14 protein-coding genes are annotated in these 20,143 nt (G+C 64.0%); 11 read left to right on the top strand and 3 right to left on the bottom strand.

Annotated features, from left to right (window positions below; genetic code table 11):
- Positions 1-195: 195 nt before the first annotated feature.
- Positions 196-1,653: a hypothetical protein gene (locus Q7V31_RS06120; protein ID WP_304733131.1), complete on the top strand. Its 1,458-nt coding sequence runs from the start codon at positions 196-198 to the stop codon at positions 1,651-1,653.
- On the opposite strand, the gene Q7V31_RS06115 is transcribed toward Q7V31_RS06120, so the two are convergent.
- Both Q7V31_RS06115 and Q7V31_RS06110 read right to left on the bottom strand, forming a co-directional pair.
- A complete protein-coding gene (locus tag Q7V31_RS06115; RefSeq protein WP_304733129.1) occupies positions 1,650-2,666 on the bottom strand; it encodes a D-cysteine desulfhydrase family protein in 1,017 nt (338 codons plus the stop codon). The two genes, Q7V31_RS06120 and Q7V31_RS06115, sit on opposite strands and share 4 nt — an antisense overlap.
- Before the next feature lie 2 nt (positions 2,667-2,668).
- Positions 2,669-3,901, bottom strand: a complete 1,233-nt coding sequence (locus Q7V31_RS06110; RefSeq protein WP_304733127.1) for a CaiB/BaiF CoA-transferase family protein — start codon at positions 3,899-3,901, stop codon at positions 2,669-2,671.
- Between the two features lie 234 nt (positions 3,902-4,135).
- Here Q7V31_RS06110 and Q7V31_RS06105 point away from each other — a divergent pair, with 234 nt between their 5' ends.
- Positions 4,136-5,965 (top strand): cell wall metabolism sensor histidine kinase WalK, encoded by a 1,830-nt coding sequence (locus Q7V31_RS06105; RefSeq protein ID WP_304733125.1) that lies wholly within the window; start codon positions 4,136-4,138, stop codon positions 5,963-5,965.
- Position 5,966: 1 nt separating this feature from the next.
- Here the strand turns inward: Q7V31_RS06105 and Q7V31_RS06100 are convergent, their stop codons facing one another.
- Positions 5,967-8,126, bottom strand: coding sequence for an acylase (locus Q7V31_RS06100; RefSeq protein WP_304733123.1), 2,160 nt, complete (start codon positions 8,124-8,126; stop codon positions 5,967-5,969).
- A gap of 161 nt (positions 8,127-8,287) precedes the next feature.
- On the opposite strand from Q7V31_RS06100, the gene ccmI reads away from it, so the two are divergent.
- The 9 genes from ccmI to Q7V31_RS06055 all read left to right on the top strand — a co-directional run bounded on the left by ccmI (position 8,288) and on the right by Q7V31_RS06055 (position 20,111).
- Entirely contained in the window at positions 8,288-9,154 is an 867-nt protein-coding gene (ccmI, locus tag Q7V31_RS06095) for a c-type cytochrome biogenesis protein CcmI (protein ID WP_304733121.1), read from the top strand.
- A 74-nt stretch (positions 9,155-9,228) separates the two neighbouring features.
- Positions 9,229-10,161 (top strand): peptidoglycan-binding protein, encoded by a 933-nt coding sequence (locus Q7V31_RS06090; protein ID WP_304733119.1) that lies wholly within the window; start codon positions 9,229-9,231, stop codon positions 10,159-10,161.
- 117 nt (positions 10,162-10,278) lie between these two features.
- The gene (gene ccmE / locus Q7V31_RS06085) at positions 10,279-10,761 is read left to right on the top strand and encodes a cytochrome c maturation protein CcmE (protein ID WP_304733117.1); all 483 of its coding nucleotides are present in this window, start codon (positions 10,279-10,281) and stop codon (positions 10,759-10,761) included.
- Positions 10,762-10,771: 10 nt separating this feature from the next.
- Positions 10,772-12,760, top strand: a complete 1,989-nt coding sequence (locus tag Q7V31_RS06080; protein ID WP_304733114.1) for a heme lyase CcmF/NrfE family subunit — start codon at positions 10,772-10,774, stop codon at positions 12,758-12,760.
- A 4-nt stretch (positions 12,761-12,764) separates the two neighbouring features.
- Positions 12,765-13,244, top strand: coding sequence for a cytochrome c-type biogenesis protein (locus Q7V31_RS06075; protein ID WP_304733112.1), 480 nt, complete (start codon positions 12,765-12,767; stop codon positions 13,242-13,244).
- Between the two features lie 130 nt (positions 13,245-13,374).
- Positions 13,375-14,832, top strand: coding sequence for a Do family serine endopeptidase (locus tag Q7V31_RS06070; RefSeq protein ID WP_304733110.1), 1,458 nt, complete (start codon positions 13,375-13,377; stop codon positions 14,830-14,832).
- Between the two features lie 183 nt (positions 14,833-15,015).
- A complete protein-coding gene (locus Q7V31_RS06065) occupies positions 15,016-15,693 on the top strand; it encodes a response regulator transcription factor (protein ID WP_304733108.1) in 678 nt (225 codons plus the stop codon).
- Positions 15,680-17,080: a HAMP domain-containing sensor histidine kinase gene (locus tag Q7V31_RS06060; protein ID WP_304733106.1), complete on the top strand. Its 1,401-nt coding sequence runs from the start codon at positions 15,680-15,682 to the stop codon at positions 17,078-17,080. The genes Q7V31_RS06065 and Q7V31_RS06060 overlap by 14 nt, the downstream gene beginning before the upstream one ends.
- 58 nt (positions 17,081-17,138) lie before the next feature.
- Positions 17,139-20,111, top strand: a complete 2,973-nt coding sequence (locus Q7V31_RS06055) for a bifunctional [glutamine synthetase] adenylyltransferase/[glutamine synthetase]-adenylyl-L-tyrosine phosphorylase (RefSeq protein WP_304733104.1) — start codon at positions 17,139-17,141, stop codon at positions 20,109-20,111.
- Positions 20,112-20,143 lie beyond the last annotated feature (32 nt).

Below are 20,143 nucleotides of genomic sequence, written 5' to 3'. Positions count from 1 at the left end.
GTAAAAGACGGCATCCAGCCAAAAACGCTACCATCGAAAATTGGCTCCGGCCAACGAAAATCCGCTGCTGGAAAGGGCGAATGCCGGAGCCGGCCCTCTCCCAATTCATCGGCAGAAATGGCGAATTTCGGTCATTTGTGTCGATACGGAACCAAATTTTAAGCACGGGTGCCTAGGTTTGAGCCCAAGGGCGGCATGGGGCACGCCGAGTTCAGCCGGGACGTCATGGCCAACGAACCGAACGCATCGCTGTCAGAGCGCCTGGCTGCCTACCTGGCGCAATTGCCGCCGCCTGCCGTGGTGAAGCTTGCATCGGGGCTCGAGCGCGAAAAGCTGCGCGGCACGGCCGGTCTGCCCTATGCAACGATCCTTTCGGGCCTGCGTCCTCTGTTGGCCGCCTTTCGGGGCGTGCGGCCGGGCATGGCCGATCCGGTGCGCCGCTTCTGTCAGCCATTCGAGGATCTCCTTTCCGACGAACAGACCATCGACCGCCAGCGGGGCCGGATCGCGCGTCGCGTTATCGAGCCGATGTGGATGTGGCTCGAAACCGAACTGCTGCCGGATGCGCTGCCCGACCTGGCCGGGCGTATCATCGACCACACGTTGAAAAACGACCGCATCGCGCTCGATGCGGCGGTGTCGGTCTTGCATGCCTCAGCCGCCGGGGCCATCGAAGCGGCGCTCGACGAAGCGCGCCGTGACGCAACCCGACGCCGGGAGATCGAAGCGCAGCTTGGTGGTGAAACGGGCATCGAGGATGCGCGCGCCATTGCGGCTGTGCTGTCGATCGCACCCGCCATGCTGAAGCTGCAGTCGATCTTGCCGAAAGCCGTTGCCGATTTCGATGAGGGGCAAGTCAATCTCGTCAAGGAGCTCTACGAAGATGCCCGCGAGAGCTCGGTCGAAGCGGCGCTCTATGTACCTTTTGTCGCCATGGCGCGCCTTGCCGAGTCCTGGCAGATCCTTCGGCTTGCGCGCAAGGTCGCCCACTATCGCAACGACATGCTGATCAGCCGTAGCGAACTCGCGGTCCTTGGCGAATTGCTGCTCGCCGATCTGGACCGGATCGCCCGCAGCGCTGAAGGCAAGCGACCGGGACATGCCGACCTCGACAAGCTGCTTGAAGACGTGCGGCGTTTTGCGCGTATGTCGAAGGGATTCACCGCTGAAATCGATTTGCGACGTCATGGCGAGTGGGGGCAACGCCTGCTCGGCGCCCGTGCGCGCCTCTCGGCGGCGCTCTCGCAGGAAATGGCACGCTTCGAAACCGACCTGCCACGCGCCCTGCCGCTGCATCAGATTGGACAATATGGACGGGGTGGCCCGCTGCGTCCCGATCTTTCGAACGCGCCCGACCCGGCGCGCACCGCCCGCATGGGCACCTGCCTGCGTTTCATTCGAGGGCTGGCGCCAATATGCGATGCAGTTGGCGCGCAAAGTCACTGCAACAGCATCCGCGGACAGATCACAACCTATCTCAACATCTACGAAGACCGGTTGCTGGACGAAATGAGGACCGCAAGCGGATCGGCACGCATGAATGCCGAAGCATTCATCGAGATCGCCGCCGGATTTCGCGAAGCACTCGGCGAGGATCGACTTGCCGATGTGTTGCGACGCCGCGCCGGTGTGGCGCTGCAGGCAGCGAGCTAGAACTCCGCCTCATAGGCAAAGAGACCCGGCATGCCGCCGGTGTGCAGAAACACCAGCGCCTCGATATCGGCATGACGGCCCGCCACAATTTGCGCGATGAAGCCGGCCATGCCCTTGCCGGTGTAGACAGGGTCGAGCAACACACCTTCCTCGCGTGCAACGCATTCGACCGCCGCTATCATTTCCGGCGTCGGCATGCCGTATCGCGTGCCAAGATGAGCACCGTCCAGCACCACTGCATCAGAATTGGGCGAGGAAAGCCCCAGCAGTGTCGTCGTCTTTGCGGCCAGCGCCTGAATGTCGTCGGTCATTGCGCCGTTGTCGGAACGATAGACATTGATGCCCATGATCGACGGACCGGCGCCGCGCAACATGCGGCCCGCGACGAGACCTGCCTGTGTGCCACCACTCGATGAAGCATGGACGATCCGCGACGCGTCGAAGCCACACGCGGCGATTTCGTCGGCGATTTCGAGATAGGCGGCGACATAGCCAAGCGACCCGACGGCGTTCGAACCGCCGACCGGCACCAGATATGGTTTGCCACTGCCGGCTTCGATCTCGGCCATGATGCGTCGAAAGACAGCCCCCGCGTCGGCATCGGCGGGCTCAACGCGAACGTCTGCGCCAAGAATGCGGTCAAGCAGCAAGTTGCCCGACCGGCGATAGGCGTGCTCGTCATAGGGCACGCTGTCGAAGAGGACCAGCACACATCGAAGTCCCGCCGCTGCTGCCGCCGCCGCCGTCTGCCGCGCATGGTTGGATTGCAGCGCCCCTGCCGTCACGATCGTATCGCAACCTTTCTCCAGCGCATCGCCGATCAGAAATTCGAGCTTGCGTGTCTTGTTGCCGCCGCCAGCCAGCCCCGTGCAATCGTCGCGCTTGATGAACAGGCGCGGCGGCATCGTGTTCATGCGTTGTGCCAGCGCCGTCCGCAGGCGCGCCATTTCGGTGAGTGGCGTTGGCAGATGAGCGAGCGGAAAGCGGGAAAAGCGGGCGAGTGGGTCCGCCACGGTCAAATAACCCCTTCGGCACGGAACGCGGCGATCTCGCTGGCCGAATAGCCGAGCTCGCCCAGAATGACGTCGGTATGCTCGCCGAGAACCGGCGCGCGCTCCCGGATTGCCGCCGGTGTGCGGGAGAGCCGGATCGGCGTTTCCATGACCGGGGCGGGAGCCGGCAGACCCGGAAAGTCGAGCGGTTTCAGATAGCTCATTTCGCGGATGTGCCGGTCGTCGAGTGCTTGCTGCGGCGTATAGACCGGCCCGGCGGGAAGGCGTGCCTTTTCGAGTTCGGCCAGCGCTTCCTCGGTCGTGCGCGTTTCGGCCCAGCGCGCGGTGCGCTCCGACAGAACCTTGCCATTGTCGCCGCGCGACAGATCATCCTTGAAGCGCGGATCGGTGAGCCAGTGCTCCTCGCCCATCAGTCGCGCCCAGCGTTTGAACAGTGGCGCACCAATCGCCTGCACCAGAATCCATCCGTCTTTCGTGCGCACGATGTCGGCCGGCCCCGCATAGGGGGAGCGATTGCCGATGGCAACGCGATCGGTATGACGCAGTTGCTGCTCGATCAGATGAAAGTTGAAATAGGCCAGCGCCGTCGATAGCAGCGCGCCTTCGACGATCTGGCCCCGGCCGGATTTCTGCCGCTCCATCAGCGCCGCCATCGTGCCGAAAGCGGAGAGCGAGGCGGTACCGAAATCGACCCAGGGCGCATAACTCTTGACCGGCTCGTCCGGGTAGCCCGTCAGATAGGCAGCGCCGACCATCGACTGCGCGACGCCGTCGAAGCCGGTTCGCTCGCTATAGGGACCGCCATGACCGAATGCCGATACGGTGGTCAGAATGATGTCGGGCTTCACCGCGGTGAGGCTTTCATAGTCGAGCCCCATTGCTTTCAGGGTCGAGGGCGGCAGGTTTGCGACCACGACATCGGCCGTCGCGACCAGCCGGCGGACAATGCCACGTCCGGTTTCTGTCATCGGATCGAGCGTCAGGCCCCTCTTGTTCCGGTTCATTTGCAGGAACATTGCGCCTTCGCCGCCTTCACCGGGGCCGGCACCCGGTACGATCGGCTGCACGAAACGATCCTCGCTGCCTTCGCGCTTTTCAATGCGGATGACCTCGGCGCCAATATCGCCCAGAAGCGCGGCGCAATAAGGGCCAGCGATATAGCGACCGAAATCAAGCACGCGGACGCCTGCCAGAATGCCGCGCGCCGAATTGTCATCACCGTCCCGTTCCGCCATATCGTTTGCCTCTCCCTGAACGTTCGCCCTGTCTCGTTTTGGTACACCGGACAGACGCGGAAACGATAGGCGGCGCGTCGGTTTTGCGGAAGACCGCCTGGGAAAATTTTGCGTTTTATTTAGCCTTTGGTCCGTATTGTAGCCGGACGCGACGGGTGGGGAGACGCGTCGAAAAGCGATATTTGTGGGAAAGGGAGCCGCGTGAGGGGGTCCGAGGACACGGCTGGAGAAGCTTTGCCCGAATCCGGTGCGGACGCGCCGGAGGTCGAGCGTGCCTTCCGCTGGACCGGCGAGTTCGCCGATCCGTCGCTTGAGGACGCTTACGCGCGCGCGAGCTGGACCGAGACACGCGCGCGGCTGCATGTCGTGCTGATCGCCGTCTACATCTATGTCGGCTGGGCTGTTTTCGATTTTCTGCTGATTGGGCCCGGTTGGGCATTTGCCGCGCTGACGGCGGGTCGTCTGGCGACGCTCGCGGCCATTCTCATCGCACTCAAGCGTTTCGCCAGGTACGACGATCACAGGAAGTTCATGTTTTGCGCTATGGCGACGCAAGCGCTTGTCGCGATCGTCGCGCCGCTCTCGCTGGTGCTTGGCAATGTGGATTTTTCCGCCAGCCTCCTTGCGATTGTGGTGGTGCTCTTCGCGTTCTATATCTCGCTGCCGACCGGATTGGCGTCGACGCTGGCCATATCGGCAGCCTTGAGCTTTACCTTTGTGGTGATCTGCCCGTGGCTGGCGGATGTGCCGCTGGCGGCACTCGGGCAGATCGGAGCGCTTTTTGCTGTCGTCAACGCCATTGGTGTTGAATTGGTGCGAACCGCAAACCGCCTGCGACGCACCGGCTTTCTGACGCTGATGCGCCAGCAGGAACTCTATGATCAGCTGAAGCGTGAAGTCGAGGTGCGGCGCGAGGCCGAGCAGGCCGTGCGTTCGACCGAAGAGAGTTTCCAGAGCCTCTTTTATGCCGCGCCCTTGCCCATCTCGCTGATCGACCCGGCGGACTATCGGTTGGTTCAGGCCAATATTGCCGCGCTGAAGCTCTTCGGCATTTCCGGAGAAGACGCCATTGGCTTCGATGTCCGGGCTTTCTTTGCCGAGGAAGATCTCGATGCACGTCTCGATCGTCTGCTGGTCAGCGGCCGCGCCGGTGTACCAGTCGAGTTCCGGTTGAAGCGTCGCGACGGTTCGCTGATCTGGGCGCTGGTGTCGGCCGCGACGGTGCAGTTTCGCGGCCGAACGGTACTGTTGATCGGCATTCAGGACGTGACCGCGCGCCACAAGGAGGCCGAGACGTTGCGCGAAGCGCGCGACCTGGCGACAGCGGCGAGCCGCTCGAAATCGGAATTCCTGGCCAATATGAGCCATGAACTGCGAACGCCGCTCAACGCCATTATTGGCTTTTCGGAAGCGCTCGAGCGCGAGCTTTTCGGTCCGGTCGGAAATCCGCGGTATCGCGAATATGCCGAGGACATTCATGACAGCGGCGTTCATCTGCTGAGTCTCATCAACGACATTCTCGATCTGTCGAAGATCGAAGCCGGCCATTTCAAATTGCATGAAGACGAAACCGAACTCGATCGCCTCGTCCAGGCGGCAACCCGCATCGTTCGTCACCGCGCCCAGCAATCGAACATCGCCATCGAATGCGATCTGCCCGCGCCCCCTCTCTTCCTCGTCGCGGACGAGCGGGCGCTGAAGCAGGTGCTGATCAATCTGGTTTCGAATGCGGTGAAGTTCAGTCCCGAAGGGAGCGCCGTCAGAATCGAGACTCAGGTTTGTGCCGAAAGCCTGCGCATTGCCATTATCGACAAGGGAATCGGCATCGCCGAGAACGACATTCCGAAGGCCTTGACACCTTTCACCCAGGTCGACGGCTCGTTGTCGCGGGCGCATGAAGGCACCGGGCTCGGACTGCCGCTCGCCAAGCACCTGACAGAGCTGCATGGCGGCACGCTCACCATCGAAAGCGCGGTGGGCGTCGGCACAACCGTCATTGTCAATCTGCCGCTCTCACGCATTGTTGGTCGTGACGCGTCGTCGAAAGAAACAGCGGCGATCTAGCTCATCGCGCGCCGGGCCGGTAGCTCTCCACGACGTGGCCCGTCAGGTCTTCTTCCTCGAAATATACGGGCTTTGTCTGCATCGCCGCAAAAAGCGGCGCTTGATCGGCATAGTGGGGCGAGCTTTCGTCACGCGTCGCGGTGCCGAATTGGTGAACGCTTTCCGACCTCAGCCGTCCGGCTCGGTCCCACTCCACAAACATGATCAACGTGTCGCCGCCCCGCGCTGTCAATGTGCCGTCGTCCTGCAGCGCACCGTAGATCGCACGCAAAGTATCGGGCCCGCCGTCCACCGGCAGGTCGACGCTGCCGCGTCTCAGCCGGTTGACCTCGCCCCATGCCGGATCGAGCCGGCCGTGATGGGTCTTGAGCGTTCCGATCGCATCGCGCAGCGTGTCGAGCGCGGCGGGCGCCGGCCGGCCGGCAAGACCGGCACGGACCACCGGTTCGGCCATCAAGACGCCGAGAGCCGCGCCCCGGCTCTCTTGGTTCGCCACGCGGTCCCAACCGGCGAGAATGCGCTGTGCCTCCGCCAAATCGGCATCGTCACCGGCGTCGGCCTGCAATATCTGGTCGATCAGTTTCGCCATATGCGAGCTGTCGCTGTATTGGAGATCGTACTTGTAGATACGGAATTTCTCGGCCGTGATCGACCGGTCGGCGCCCCATGTCTCCTCGGCGCGCAACGCCCGGTTGGTCATGTCGGTCTGGATACCCATCGTCGCCGGAAAATCTTCCGGCCTCAGATTGTCGTTCGCGGCCGTCGCGCGGAACGGCGTGTTGTTGGCGTTGTAGAGAAAGCCTGAATTGGGATTGAAGAGCTTCGGCACCGCATCGAAGGGCAGATAGCCCTGCCAGATCAGGCTTGAATCGTCGCCGGGCAGGACGCCCGACCAATCGGGTCCGTCGGCGCGCGCCGGAAATTGCGCATTGTAGACATAGGCGATGTTGCCCTGCCGGTCGGCATAGATGTAGTTGATGCTGGGCAGCGCCTGCAGCTTCATGGCTTCGATCCATTCGCCGAGCTGTGTGGCCTTGTTGAGCGCGTAATATTGCTCGACCTGGCGGATTTCACCCATCCCCGCATAACGGACGGCATAGGCGCCGGCCTCGGTTTTCAGCACCGGCCCATGTGCGGAAAACAGAACGTCGCGTTTGGCCGTCCACCAGAACGGACCCCAGAGATCGACGCGAATTGTCGCCACCTGTTTTTCGAAGTTGCGCCACTCATTGTCGAGCCAATACTGATCCGCATTGTCGGGATTGACGGTCAGCGCATAGACGTCGATGAGATCCGGCTCGTTGACCGTATTGGCCCATCCAAGATGCCGGTTGTGTCCGTGCAGCATGAAAGGCGTGCCGGGAAAAAATCCGCCGGCCACGTGCCAGCCCTCCTCGCTGCGCACAACCGCTTCCCACCAGGCAACCGGACCGGTAAAAGGCTGGTGCGAGTTGACGAGCAGCCGGGTCGTGCCGTCGGCCGAGCGCACCGGGCTCAGGGCGACGGCATTGGAACCGACCGGCAGAGGCGCTTGTGTCGGAAGGAAAGCGTCGACCCCCTCCTTGGAAAGACCGCCGGCCGTGCCGATCCGTCCTTCGAAAATTGCCGTCAGCGTTTTGTCGAGGCCGTAGAAGAACGGCGTCTTGAACATGAAGCCGGCGGCGACATCCTTGCCGGTCAGGGGCAGGAAGCCCGGCACCACCCGATCCGGATGGAGGGCCGCATGGTAGTTGACGCCGTCCGCATAGGCCTCAATGACACGCCGGACCTCCGGGCTGAGATCGCTGTCGTAACGCGCCTCGACGGTTTCCCACACGCGCATCAGATGAACGAGATAGTCGTTGACGGCCGCCTGCTGTCCCTTGATCGAGGCAAGCTGGCCGCGCGTCGCGATGGCGACCTCCTCGATCGTCGCATAGTCGTCCTCTGCATGCGCAAAGCCGACGCCGAAAGCGGCATCGGCATCCGTCTTGCCGAGAACATGCGGAACGCCCCACTCATCGCGGCGAATGACCACATCGTAGTCGGTGGCGCGCTTGATCAGCGCTGCCGGGTCGAGCGGGGCAGGGGCTTCGATGGCGCCCCGCACCAGAATGATGGCCAGCACCGCCAGCGCGCAGCCGATGAGACCCAATCCACCCGTCTTGACGATCCGCAGCACCGGCACCTCCTGATTTCCACGTTGCGCCGGAGACTAGCCGCCGGGCTGCAATCCGCAAAGCCGTCAGCGTCTGCCGCCTGCGTCCCTGCGCCGCTTTTGCGCCGCGCCGTCAGCCTCTATACAAGGGGCGTCCCGCAACAGCCCATGCGAAAGGCGCGTCCTTGGCATTTTTTGGCGACATTCCGCTTTTCGTTGCGCTCGCCTTTATGGCCGGCGTGGTCGTGACGCTGCTGCTGCGTCCCCTGTGGACGACAGACCGCGCGCGCGCTGGTGCCGGCGACAGCGAGGTCGCACTTTATCGCGACCAGCTTGCCGAAATCGGCCGGGATCTGGATCGGGGCGTGATCGGCGCGGCCGAGGCGGATGCGGCACGTGTCGAAGTTTCACGCCGCCTGTTGGCCGCCGACGAGGCGCGGCAAAAGCTGGCGCGAACCTCCACGATTGCCAATCCGCGTTGGCGCAAGGGCATGGCGGCCGCGCTCGCCCTGGGCGTGCCGTTCCTGGCGCTTGCCATCTATTTACAGGCCGGCTCGCCCGGGCTGCCGGATCGCCCGCTCGCGCCGCGACTGGCGGTTTCGGCCGACAGTCTGCCCGTCGAGGCACTGGTGGTTCGCATCGAGCGGCGTCTGAAGGCGGAACCGGACGACCTGCAAGGATGGGAACTGATTGCGCCGACCTATCTGCGCCTCGGCCGCTACGACGACGCGGCCGGTGCGTGGACGCGGGCGATCATTCTCGACGGCGCAACGGCGGATCGGCTGGCGGCGCGCGGCGAGGCGCGCGTGTTTGCTGCGGAGGGCCGTGTGACGTCTGGCGCGAAGGCCGACTTCGAGAAAGCCGCCGCGCTCGATCCATCCGAACCGCGTGCGCAGTATTTTCTTGGGGTCGCCGATTACGACGACGGCCGCCGGGATGCCGCGCTCGCCCGCTGGAAAGCGATGCTGGCCGATGCGCCGGACGACGCCCTCTGGGCGCCCGCCGTTCAGGCCCGGATTACCGGCATTGAGGCCGAAACGGCCAAAGAGTAATCCCCGGTATCGGGTGCGCTGGGTTAGCATGGTCGCCGACTCGCGCCGGTGGCGCGTTCGGGCGGAGGAGCAGCATGCTGACTGAACTTCAGAAGCAGACGGCCAAGGCCGTCGTCAATATTTTCGAGACCGGCCGCGCGCAGGGCGACTATGGCCGCGTGACATTGCTGGTCGGCGATAGCGGGCACCTGACCTACGGCATGGCGCAGACGACGCTCGGCAGCGGCAATCTCTACCTGTTGATCAAGGCCTATTGCGCGGCACAAGGCGCGGCCTATGCCGGCGCGCTGAAACCCTATCTGCAGCGTCTCGCCGATATCGATCTGCGCCTCGACAATGACATGACGTTTCGCGGCCTTTTGAAGGACGCCGGCGCCGATCCTGTCATGCGGGAAACGCAGGACAATTTCTTCGATCGTGTGTTCTGGCGGCCATCGGCCGAAGCCGCCGCAAAGCTCGGTCTCGTCGAGCCGCTCTCCGTTGCGGTCGTCTATGACAGCACGATCCATGGCTCATGGGGTGCCATGCGCGACCGGACACTGGCGAAAATGGGCCAGCCGTCAGCAGCCGGCGAGCGCGCCTGGGTTGCGGCTTACGTGAAGGAGCGGCGGAACTGGCTCGCCACCCATCCGAATACGCTGCTCGGAAAAACCGTCTACCGCATGGATACCTTCGAGACATTGATCGGGACGAAGAACTGGCAACTCGCGCTGCCGATGACGGTGCGCGGCGTCCGGATCGACCAGACCGTTTTCGACTATCGCCCGCCCGTGCCCGTCTCGGCCGTCGACGCCGCGACGCGCAATCTGCGTCTGACGACGCCCTGCATGACCGGCGCCGATGTTCGCGCCCTGGAAGAGGCGCTGGTGAAGGAGGGCTACGCGATCAATGTCGATGGTGTGTTCGATGCGGGTCTCGAAGGCGCGCTGAAATCCTTCCAGAAGGAATACGGCCTCGTTGCCGATGGCATCGCGGGCCCGGCGACAAGGATGATATTGGGGCTTTAACCCTCATTTTGGAACAAAAACCCCTTTTGCCGCGACCATTTAGCGGTTTGATCGGCCCGGCGGCCCCCGCTATATCTTGCCATCCCGGAGCCTTGTGACAGGGACAAAGGAACAGTCATGACGCGCAAGCAGCGCCGCGCCGCCTTCATCGCCGTCGGCCTTGCCATTCTGGCGCTGGCCGTCGGGCTGGTGCTTTATGCGATGCGCGACAGCATCGTCTTTTTCTACAGCCCCAGCGACGTTGTCGAACGCGAGGTGGCGCCGGGTCAGCGCATTCGCCTCGGCGGTCTCGTGGAAACCGGGTCGGTCGAAACGCTCTCCGACGGCGCCGCGCGCTTTAACGTCACCGATATGGTCGAGACGATCACCGTTTCCTACCGCGGCATCCTTCCCGATCTCTTCCGCGAGAACCAGGGCGTCATCGCCGAGGGCATGTTGCTCGAAGACGGAACATTCGCCGCCGACACGGTGCTCGCCAAGCATGACGAAACCTACATGCCGCCCGAAGTCGTCGACGCGCTGAAGCGCGGCGGCAACTGGCAGGGTGAAGGCGCCGAAGCCTCCCATGCCGAGACTTACGGGCAGGGCAGTTACCCATGATTGTCGAGTCATGATTGTCGAGATTGGCCATTTCGCGCTGGTGCTGGCGCTGGCCGTTGCGATCGCGCAGACGGCTGTGCCGATGCTGGGTGCCTATCGCCGCGATGCGGCGCTCATGGCGATTGCCGGTCCGGCGGCGTTATTGCAGCTCGCGCTGGTGTCGCTCGCCTTCGCCGCGCTGACCTGGGCTTTCCTGGTCTCCGATTTCTCGCTGAAGCTCGCCTACGACAATTCGCATTCGGCGAAGCCACTGATCTTCAAGATTTCCGGCGTTTGGGGCAACCACGAGGGTTCGATGGTTCTCTGGGTGCTGATCCTCGCGCTGTTCGGTGCGATGGTGGCACTCTTCGGCCGCAACCTGCCCGACACATTGCGCGCGCGTGTGTTGTCGGTACAGGCGTCGATTGCGGTTGCCTTCCTGCTCTTCATCGTTTTGACCTCCAATCCGTTCATTCGGCTCGATCCGGCGCCGTTCGAAGGAACCGGCCTTAACCCGCTGCTGCAGGATCGGGCACTCGCTTTCCATCCGCCATGGCTCTATGCCGGCTATGTCGGCTACTCGATGACCTTCTCATTTGCTGTCGCCGCGTTGATCGAAGGCCGTGTCGACGCGAGCTGGGCGCGTTGGGTTCGTCCCTGGGCGCTGGCCGCATGGCTGTCGCTGACCATCGGCATCGCCATGGGCTCGTGGTGGGCCTATTACACGCTGGGTTGGGGCGGCTTCTGGTTCTGGGATCCGGTTGAAAATGCGTCGCTGATGCCGTGGATCGTTGGCACGGCACTTTTGCATTCTGCGATTGTCGCCGAGAAGCGCGGTGCGCTGAAAAGCTGGACGTTGCTGCTTGCCATCATCGCTTTCTCACTGTCGCTGCTGGGAACCTTTCTCGTGCGCTCCGGTGTGCTGACGTCGGTTCACGCATTTGCGGTCGACCCCGAGCGCGGCATTTTCATTCTCGGCATACTGATTTTCTTTGTCGGCGGATCGCTTGCGCTTTACGCGTGGCGCGCGCCCTTGCTGAAGACCGGCGGCATCTTTGCGCCGGCCAGCCGCGAAGGCGCGCTGCTGGTCAACAATCTGCTGCTGGCGGCGGCCACCGCTGCGGTGTTTTTCGGTACGCTCTATCCATTGCTGCTTGATGCCGTGAACGGACCCAAGATCACGGTGGGACCGACATTCTTCAATCTGACTTTCGTGCCGATTTTCGTTGTGCTGTTGCTGCTGGTGCCGTTCGGCCCCTTTCTTGGCTGGAAGCGGGCTGACATTCAGGGCGCCGCCGAACGGCTGATGGTGGCCGCCGGTCTCGCTTTCGTCGCGATGCTGCTGGCCTATGCCTTCATGTGGGAGGGCCCATGGCTTGCACCGCTCGGCATGGCGCTGGCGGTCTGGCTGGTTGCCGGCGCGGCATCGGAAATCGCCTGGCGCATCAAGCTCTTTTCGGTTCCGCTCACGGAGAGCATGGCCCGTGCGCGCCGTTCGCCGCGCGCTGCCTGGGGCATGGCGCTGGCGCATGGCGGTCTCGGCATCGCGGTGGCCGGCATTGTCGGCGTCACGGCATGGCGCGCCGAGACCATCGTTGCGCTCGCACCGGGCGAAAGTACGCAGCTGGCTGGATACACGCTGACGCTCGAGGCGGTCGGCATGCGCGATGGCCCGAACTTCGAGGCAACGACCGGCGTCGTCCGTATTGATCGCGGCGACCGCTTTGTCGCCCGTTTGATGCCCGAGAAGCGGCGCTTTCCGGCTGAGCGGCAGGAAAAAACCGAAGCCGGCATCCATACCAACTGGTTGAGCGACATCTATGTCGTATTGGGCGATGTGGCCGGCGAGGGCAAATGGGTCGTGCGGGCCTATCGCAATGCGCTGGCGCCATGGATATGGATCGGCGGCATGATCATGGCAATCGGCGGCGCCATATCGCTGACCGACCGGCGTTTGCGCGTCGGTGCGCCGGTCAGCGCAAAGACTCATGCGGGCGCAAGGCCCGTAGCCGCGGAGTAGCCCCATGCGCGCGGCGCTGGCAGCCATTCTGCTTCTTCTGGCGCTCGTCGGACCCGGTTTCGCCGCGCTCAATCCATCGGAGATGCTCGACGAACCCGCCGCCGAAGCGCGCGCCCGTGCAATTTCGAAGGAACTGCGCTGCCTCGTTTGTCAGAACCAGTCGATCGACGATTCCGATGCCGAACTCGCGCACGATCTTCGCGCCCTTGTTCGCGACCGCATCCGCGCTGGTGACACCGACGCCGAGGTGTTTGCCTTTGTCGTTGCGCGATACGGCGACTTCGTTCTGATGACGCCGCCTTTCACGCCCGCGACATGGCTGCTCTGGCTGGCGCCGGGTCTCGTGCTCGTGGTCGGCGGCGGCATTGCGCTGCTGATACTGCGCCGGGCCCGGACCGGAGATGAGGGCCAGCGGCTGACCGCCGATGAAGAGGCGCGTCTGGCGGCGCTGGCAAACGCCGAAACGGCGGACAAATCCGAATAAGCACCGCCATATTTTGGCCTTACGGATTTGTAATATTCCAGACATGAATTGGTAAGGATCAGGACATGATGCTGATCCCCAAAGTAACGTGTGCAGTGCGGTTGGACCGCATCGACAGGAGATCACTGCAATGAAGATGGGCGGAAAGAACTACGTCGTTTCCATGGCGTTCGGCGCTCTGGCTTTGGCGCTCGCAGCCTCCGGTGTGCAGGCCCAGCCACTCGACACCAGGTCGGCCGCGCCCGCTGCCAGTGCCCTTGAGCGCCTGCCGAGCTTTGCCGACCTTGTGGAAAAAGTCAGTCCCGCCGTGGTCAGCATTCGCGTCGCCGAGGAACGTGCCGTTCGCGCGCCGGCGGGCGTTCCCGATCTGCCGTTTCCGCCCGGCAGCCCGTTCGAACGTTTCTTCCGCGACCTGCAGCCGCAGGATCCGGGTAGTGCACCGCGCGGACGTCAGGCGATGGCGTTGGGCTCGGGCTTCATTATCTCGGCCGATGGGTATGTCGTCACCAACAACCATGTCGTCGGCGAGGGCAAGGACATCACCGTCGTCCGCAATGACGGCACCGAGATGGCCGCAAAGCTGATCGGCCGCGATCCGAAGACCGATCTGGCGCTGGTCAAGATCGAGAGCAAGACCGATCTTCCCTATGTGGCCTTCGGCAATTCCGACACGGTTCGCGTCGGCGACTGGGTGCTGGCGGTCGGCAATCCTTTCGGTCTCGGCGGCACGGTCACGACGGGCATCGTATCGGCGCGCGGCCGTGAAATCGGCGCCGGCCCTTATGACGATTTCATTCAGATCGACGCCTCGATCAATCGCGGCAATTCCGGCGGTCCGACCTTCGACGTGCATGGCAATGTGATCGGCGTCAATACGGCGATCTTTTCGCCGACCGGCGGCAGCGTCGGCATCGGCTTTGCCATTCCGTCTTCGATCGCCTCGAAGGTGATCGCTGATCTCAAGGAAAGCGGCCGGGTCACGCGCGGCTGGCTCGGCGTCACGATCCAGCAGGTCGACCCGGAAATGGCAACCTCGCTGGCGCTCGACAAACCGCAAGGTGCACTTGTGGCGCAGGTGGCCGAGGACAGCCCGGCAAAGAAGGCCGGCGTCCTGACCGGCGACGTCATTCTCAATGTCGATGGCAAGGACATGGAAGATGTCCGCGCGGTCAGCCGCACTGTCGCCGAACTCAAACCCGACACACGCTCGAAGATCGTCGTCTGGCGCGACGGCAAGCGCCGCACGCTGACCGCCAATATCGGCACCTTCCCCGACACGATCGATGTGGCCGCCGCAACACCGAGCGAGACGCCGGCTGCCGGTGCAACGATGAGCCTTGGGCTTGCGTTGACCGAAACGCCCGATGGCGTGGTCGTGCAGAGTGTCGATCCGGCCAGCGACGCAGCCGAAAAGGGTGTGCGTCCCGGCGATGTGATCGTGAAGGTTTCCGGCAAGGACGTGAAGAAGCCCGGCGACGTCGTGGCCGGCGTGGAAGCGGCAAGCAAGGCCGACAAGAGCTCGGTGCTTCTGCTTTTGCGCAGTGAAGAACAGCAGCGCTTCGTGGCGCTGTCGTTGAACAAATCGTAAGCGCCTCACGCCCCCCGGGGAACGGAAGGGGCGGACGCATGGTAACGATGCAGCCCGGACCCCACCGGATTTGGGCTGCAGGACCGCGCCGTCCGATGCCACCCCCCCGCAGCATCGGCGGCGCGGTTCGCCCGTTTGCCTGCCGTCGCAGGCGCCATCGAGAGCTGGGAGTTTGATTGGAACATGCGCATTCTGGTGATCGAGGACGACCTGGAAGCCGCCGCCTATGTCGTGAAGGGCCTGCGCGAAAGTGGCCATATCGTCGATCACGCGGCAGATGGCGAGGAAGGCCTGACGCTGGCTTTCTCCAGCACCTTCGACGTGATGATCGTCGACCGGATGCTGCCGAAGCGCGACGGCCTGAGCGTCGTCGAGACCTTGCGGGAAGAGGCCGTCAGGACGCCGGTGCTGTTTCTCTCCGCCCTCGGCGAAGTGGACGACCGCATCAAGGGCCTGAAGGCTGGCGGCGACGATTATCTGACCAAACCATATGCCTTCGCCGAATTGCTGGCCCGAATCGAAGTGCTGGTGCGCCGCTCCAATCCCGACCAGGTCCGCACCCGGCTTCAGGTCGGCAATCTTGAAATCGACCTGCTGGCTCGGAAAGTCGTCCGCGAAGGCCAGGAAATCGACCTCCAGCCGCGCGAATTCCGGCTGCTCGAATATCTGATGAAGCATGCGGGCCAGGTCGTCACACGGACCATGTTGCTGGAGAACGTCTGGGAGTATCATTTCGACCCGCAGACAAATGTGATCGATGTGCATATCTCGCGGCTGCGAGCCAAGATCGACAAGAATTTCCAGCAGCCGCTCTTGCATACCGTTCGGGGAGCCGGATACTCGCTACGTGCCGCTGACTAATCTCCTCAAGACCTCGACCTTTCGGCTCGCGGTCATCTATCTGGCGTTGTTTGCCGCTTCGGCGATCACGCTTCTGGCCTATGTCTATTGGAATACCGCCGGTTTTCTGGCCCGCCAGACCGACGAAGCGGTGGAGGCCGAAATTGCCGGCCTTGCCGAGCAATACCGGCAAGGCGGACTGCCGCTTCTGGTCCACACCGTCATCCAGCGCTCGCGCGATCCCGGCCAGAGCCTCTATCTCGTGCTCGACCCTGCCGGCCGCGTTCTGGCGGGCACGCTGGACGCGCGTCCCTCGGTGACAGTCGGTCCCGACGGCTGGTTCGATTTCGACTACAACCGCAAGACGCTCGACGGCACGGAAGTGAAGGCGGCCCGCGCCCGCGCCTTTTTCCTGCAGGAAGGCTATTTCCTGCTGGTCGGTCGCGACGTGCAGGAACGGCGCGAGATCGAAAGCCTGATCACCAACGCGCTGATCTGGGCGATCGCCATGACGGTGGCGCTCGGTCTGGCCGGTGGTCTCTTCATGAGCCGCAACATGCTGGCGCGCGTCGACGACATCAACAAGTCGAGCCGCGACATCATGGAGGGCGATCTTTCGCAGCGCCTGCCCATTGCCGGCACGGGTGACGAACTCGATCAGCTGGGCCGCAACCTCAACGCCATGCTCGACCAGATCGAGGCGCTGATGACCGGCATGCGGCAGGTCACCGACAATATCGCGCATGATCTGCGCAGCCCGCTCAACCGCCTGCGCAACCGCCTCGAAGTCACATTGATGCAGGAAGCCTCGCCGGCCGACTACCGTCACGCGCTCGAACGCACCATCGCCGAGGCCGACAACCTGCTGGGCACCTTCAACGCGCTGCTGATGATCGCGCGCGCCGAAGCGGGCTCGCTGCGCGAATCGATGACCTGGGTCGATCTCGCGGTGATCGTCAACGACGCTGCCGAGCTCTACGAGCCCGTTGCCGAACAAAGCGGCATGACATTGCATGTCGATGTGCAGGAGGGCCTGCAGATCCGCGGCAATCGCGAGCTGCTCTCTCAGGCGACGGCCAATCTTCTCGACAATGCGGTCAAACACGGACTGCCGCCGGCGCCCGATGTCGAGCGCAGCATCACGGTCTCGGCCATGGCCGATCCGGAGCAGCCCGGCCGCGGCGTCATCCTCGCCGTTGCCGATCACGGCGTCGGCATCCCGGCGGACGAGCGGCAACATGTTCTCGAGCGCTTCGTGCGGCTGGAGGCGAGCCGCAACACGCCGGGCAGTGGTCTCGGTCTCAGCCTCGTTGCCGCCGTGACCCGGCTGCATGGCGGCAAGATCCGGCTGGACGACAATCATCCCGGACTCAAGGTCAGCCTGCACCTTCCGATCGCCGGCCGCTGAACGGGAATCTGCTAGCCTGTGCGCCGGACCGGCGCGCAAAGGACGAAGGACGAGGCACGTGACAAGGGTAAGCGGCGCGAAGACGCTGCGCGAATGGGCGTCCCTGGCGCCGCAACCTTACGATCAGGCGCGCGTGGCGCGCGAGACCGGCGATATCGAGGCAGCGCGCGCCGCCTCGACGGACGAACCGGCCCACGCGCTGGCCGCGCTGCTCGACGACGCGGCCGTTCGTCATCTTCTGGCCTCGATCCAGGGCAACTCCCCCTTTCTGACGCGCATCCTGCGCCGCCATCCGGAATGGCTGCCGCGCCTTCTCCTGCACACGCCTGAAACGGCGCTGGACGATCTGATCGGCCGCGTGCACGGGGCCGCCGCCTGCGCGACGCAGGCCGACATCATGGCCGCCCTGCGCATGGCCAAGTCCGAAGCGGCGCTGCTGATCGCCATGGCGGACATCTGCGGCGCCTGGGACCTGGAAGCGGTCACCGGCGCATTGAGCGCCTTCGCCGATGCGGCGGTCGGTGCCGGCATCGACTGGCTCCTCGTCGATGCGGCCAGACGCGGCCAGATCGCCCGCGCACCGGAAGAGGTTTCGGCGCGCGGCTCGGGTCTGGCCATTCTCGGCATGGGCAAATACGGCGCCCGGGAGCTGAACTATTCGAGCGACATCGATCTCGTCGTCTTCTACGAGCCCGGCCAGCTGCCGTTGAAACAGGGTCTCGACGACGGCGATTTTTTCGTCCGCCTGACCAAGGACCTCGTCAAGCTGCTGCAGGAACGGACCGGCGACGGCTATGTCTTCCGCACCGATCTGCGCCTGCGCCCCGATCCGGGCGGCACGCCGGTCGCGGTATCGCTGCCGGCGGCCGAAAGCTATTACGAAAGCCGCGGCCAGAACTGGGAGCGCGCGGCCTTCATCAAGGCCCGCGCCGTCGCCGGCGACATCGCGGCCGGCGAGCGCTTCCTGAAAATCCTGACGCCCTATATCTGGCGCAAGAATCTCGACTACGCCGCCATCGACGACATTCATTCGATGAAGCGCCAGATCCACGCCGTCGGCGGCCACGGCGTCGTCGCCGTCGCCGGTCACAACATCAAGCTCGGACGCGGCGGCATCCGCGAGATCGAGTTTTTCGTTCAGACGCAGCAATTGATCGCCGGCGGCCGCGATCATGAACTGCGCGGCAAGCAAACCTGCGCGATGCTCGACGAGCTGGCGCGCAAGCAATGGATCGCGCCCGAAGCGGCGGCGGAACTGAAGGAAGCCTATCGCTTTCTCCGCAAGCTCGAGCATCGCTTGCAGATGATCGACGACGAGCAGACCCACACGCTGCCGAAGACAGACGAGGGGCTCGATCACGTCGCCTGCTTCATGGGTTTCGACAACCGCGCGTCGTTTTCGGAAGAACTGACGAAGCGGCTGCAATGCGTGCAGGGTCACTACGCCAAGCTGTTCGAGACGGCGCCGCCGCTCGGCGAGGACGGCGGCAGTCTGGTCTTCACCGGCACCGAGGACGATCCCGAAACGCTCGACACGCTGCGCGGTCTCGGTTTCGAGAAAGTCTCGGAAATGTCGGAGGCCATTCGCGGTTGGCACACGGGCCGCTTCGCCGCCACACGCACGCCCCGCTCGCGCGAATTGCTGACCAGCCTGATGCCGGCGCTTCTGCGCGCGCTCTCGCGCACCTCAAGCCCCGACACCGCCTTTTCCCGTTTCGATAAATTCCTCACCGGCCTGCCGGCGGGCGTGCAGCTTTTCTCGATGCTCTATTCCAATCCGAGCCTGCTCGATCTGCTGGCCGGCATTTGCGGCACCGCGCCGCGTCTGGCGCGCTACCTCAGTCAGAACCCGCGTGTGCTGGAAGCGGTCGTCGATCCCGACTTCTTCAAGGGCTTGCCCGATCCGGTCGAGCTGCATCGAAGCCTCGCCGATATGCTGGCTCACGCCAGCGACTATCAGGACACGCTCGATTTCGTGCGCGTCTGGGCGCGCGAATACCGCTTCCGTCTTGGCGTGCGTGTGTTGACCGGCAGCGCCGATGCCGAGGAGGCGGGCCCGGCCTATGCGGCGCTCGCGGCCGAGCTCGTGGCGGTCCTTGCCCCCGTCGCCGAAACGCGCGTGGCCGAGAAGCATGGACGCATGCCCGGCGGCCGCTTCTGCGTTGTTGCCATGGGCAAGCTCGGCAGCGAGGAAATGAGCGCAAGTTCCGATCTCGATCTGATTGTGATCTACGATCTCGACGATCCCGACGCGATGTCGGATGGCGAACGCCCGCTCTATGCCGCGCAATATTATGCGCGCGTCTGCCAGCAATTGATCGGTGCGCTGACCGCGCCGACCGCTGAAGGCAAGCTCTACGAAGTCGACATGCGTCTGCGCCCCTCCGGCAATGCCGGGCCCATCGCGACCGCTTTCGAAAGTTTCGTCGCCTATCAGCAGACCGAAGCCTGGACCTGGGAACACATGGCGCTGACGCGGGCGCGCCCGATTGCCGGCCCCGAAGATCTGCGCGCGCGTGTCGCCGGCGCGATCGGCAAAACCTTGCGCGCCACCCGCGACACGGCGCAAATCGCCGCCGATGTCGCCGACATGCGCGCCCGCATCGCCAGGGAGCGCGTCAGCGCCGATCCCTGGGAGTTGAAGCATGTGCGCGGCGGACTGGTCGATATCGAATTCATCTGCCAGTACCTGCAACTGATCCACGGCAGCGGCCATCCCGAAATCCTGCACCCGCACACGCGCACCGCGCTGTCGCGCATCGCCGCCGCCGGTCTGCTGCCGCCCGATACCGCCGACATGCTGGTCGCCGCCATCGAGCTCAATCACAATCTGACGCAGGTCATCCGCATCTGCGTCGAAGGCGTCTTCAATCCGGCCGAAGCGACGATCGGCCTGAAGGCGCTGCTGGCGCGCGCCGGCAACGCGCCCGACTTCGCCGCGCTCGAAGCCGAACTGCTCGAAAGTCAGGCTCATGTGCGCGCGGCGTTCGATGCTATCGTCGTTGCGGCCGCAGGCACGCCGGCTGGCTGACAATTTGCAGCGCGGACATGCTGGCCGGGACG

The organism is Parvibaculum sp. (genome assembly GCF_030651915.1).
Classification (GTDB): domain Bacteria; phylum Pseudomonadota; class Alphaproteobacteria; order Parvibaculales; family Parvibaculaceae; genus Parvibaculum.
This window is presented reverse-complemented; position numbering and strand designations above follow the sequence as displayed.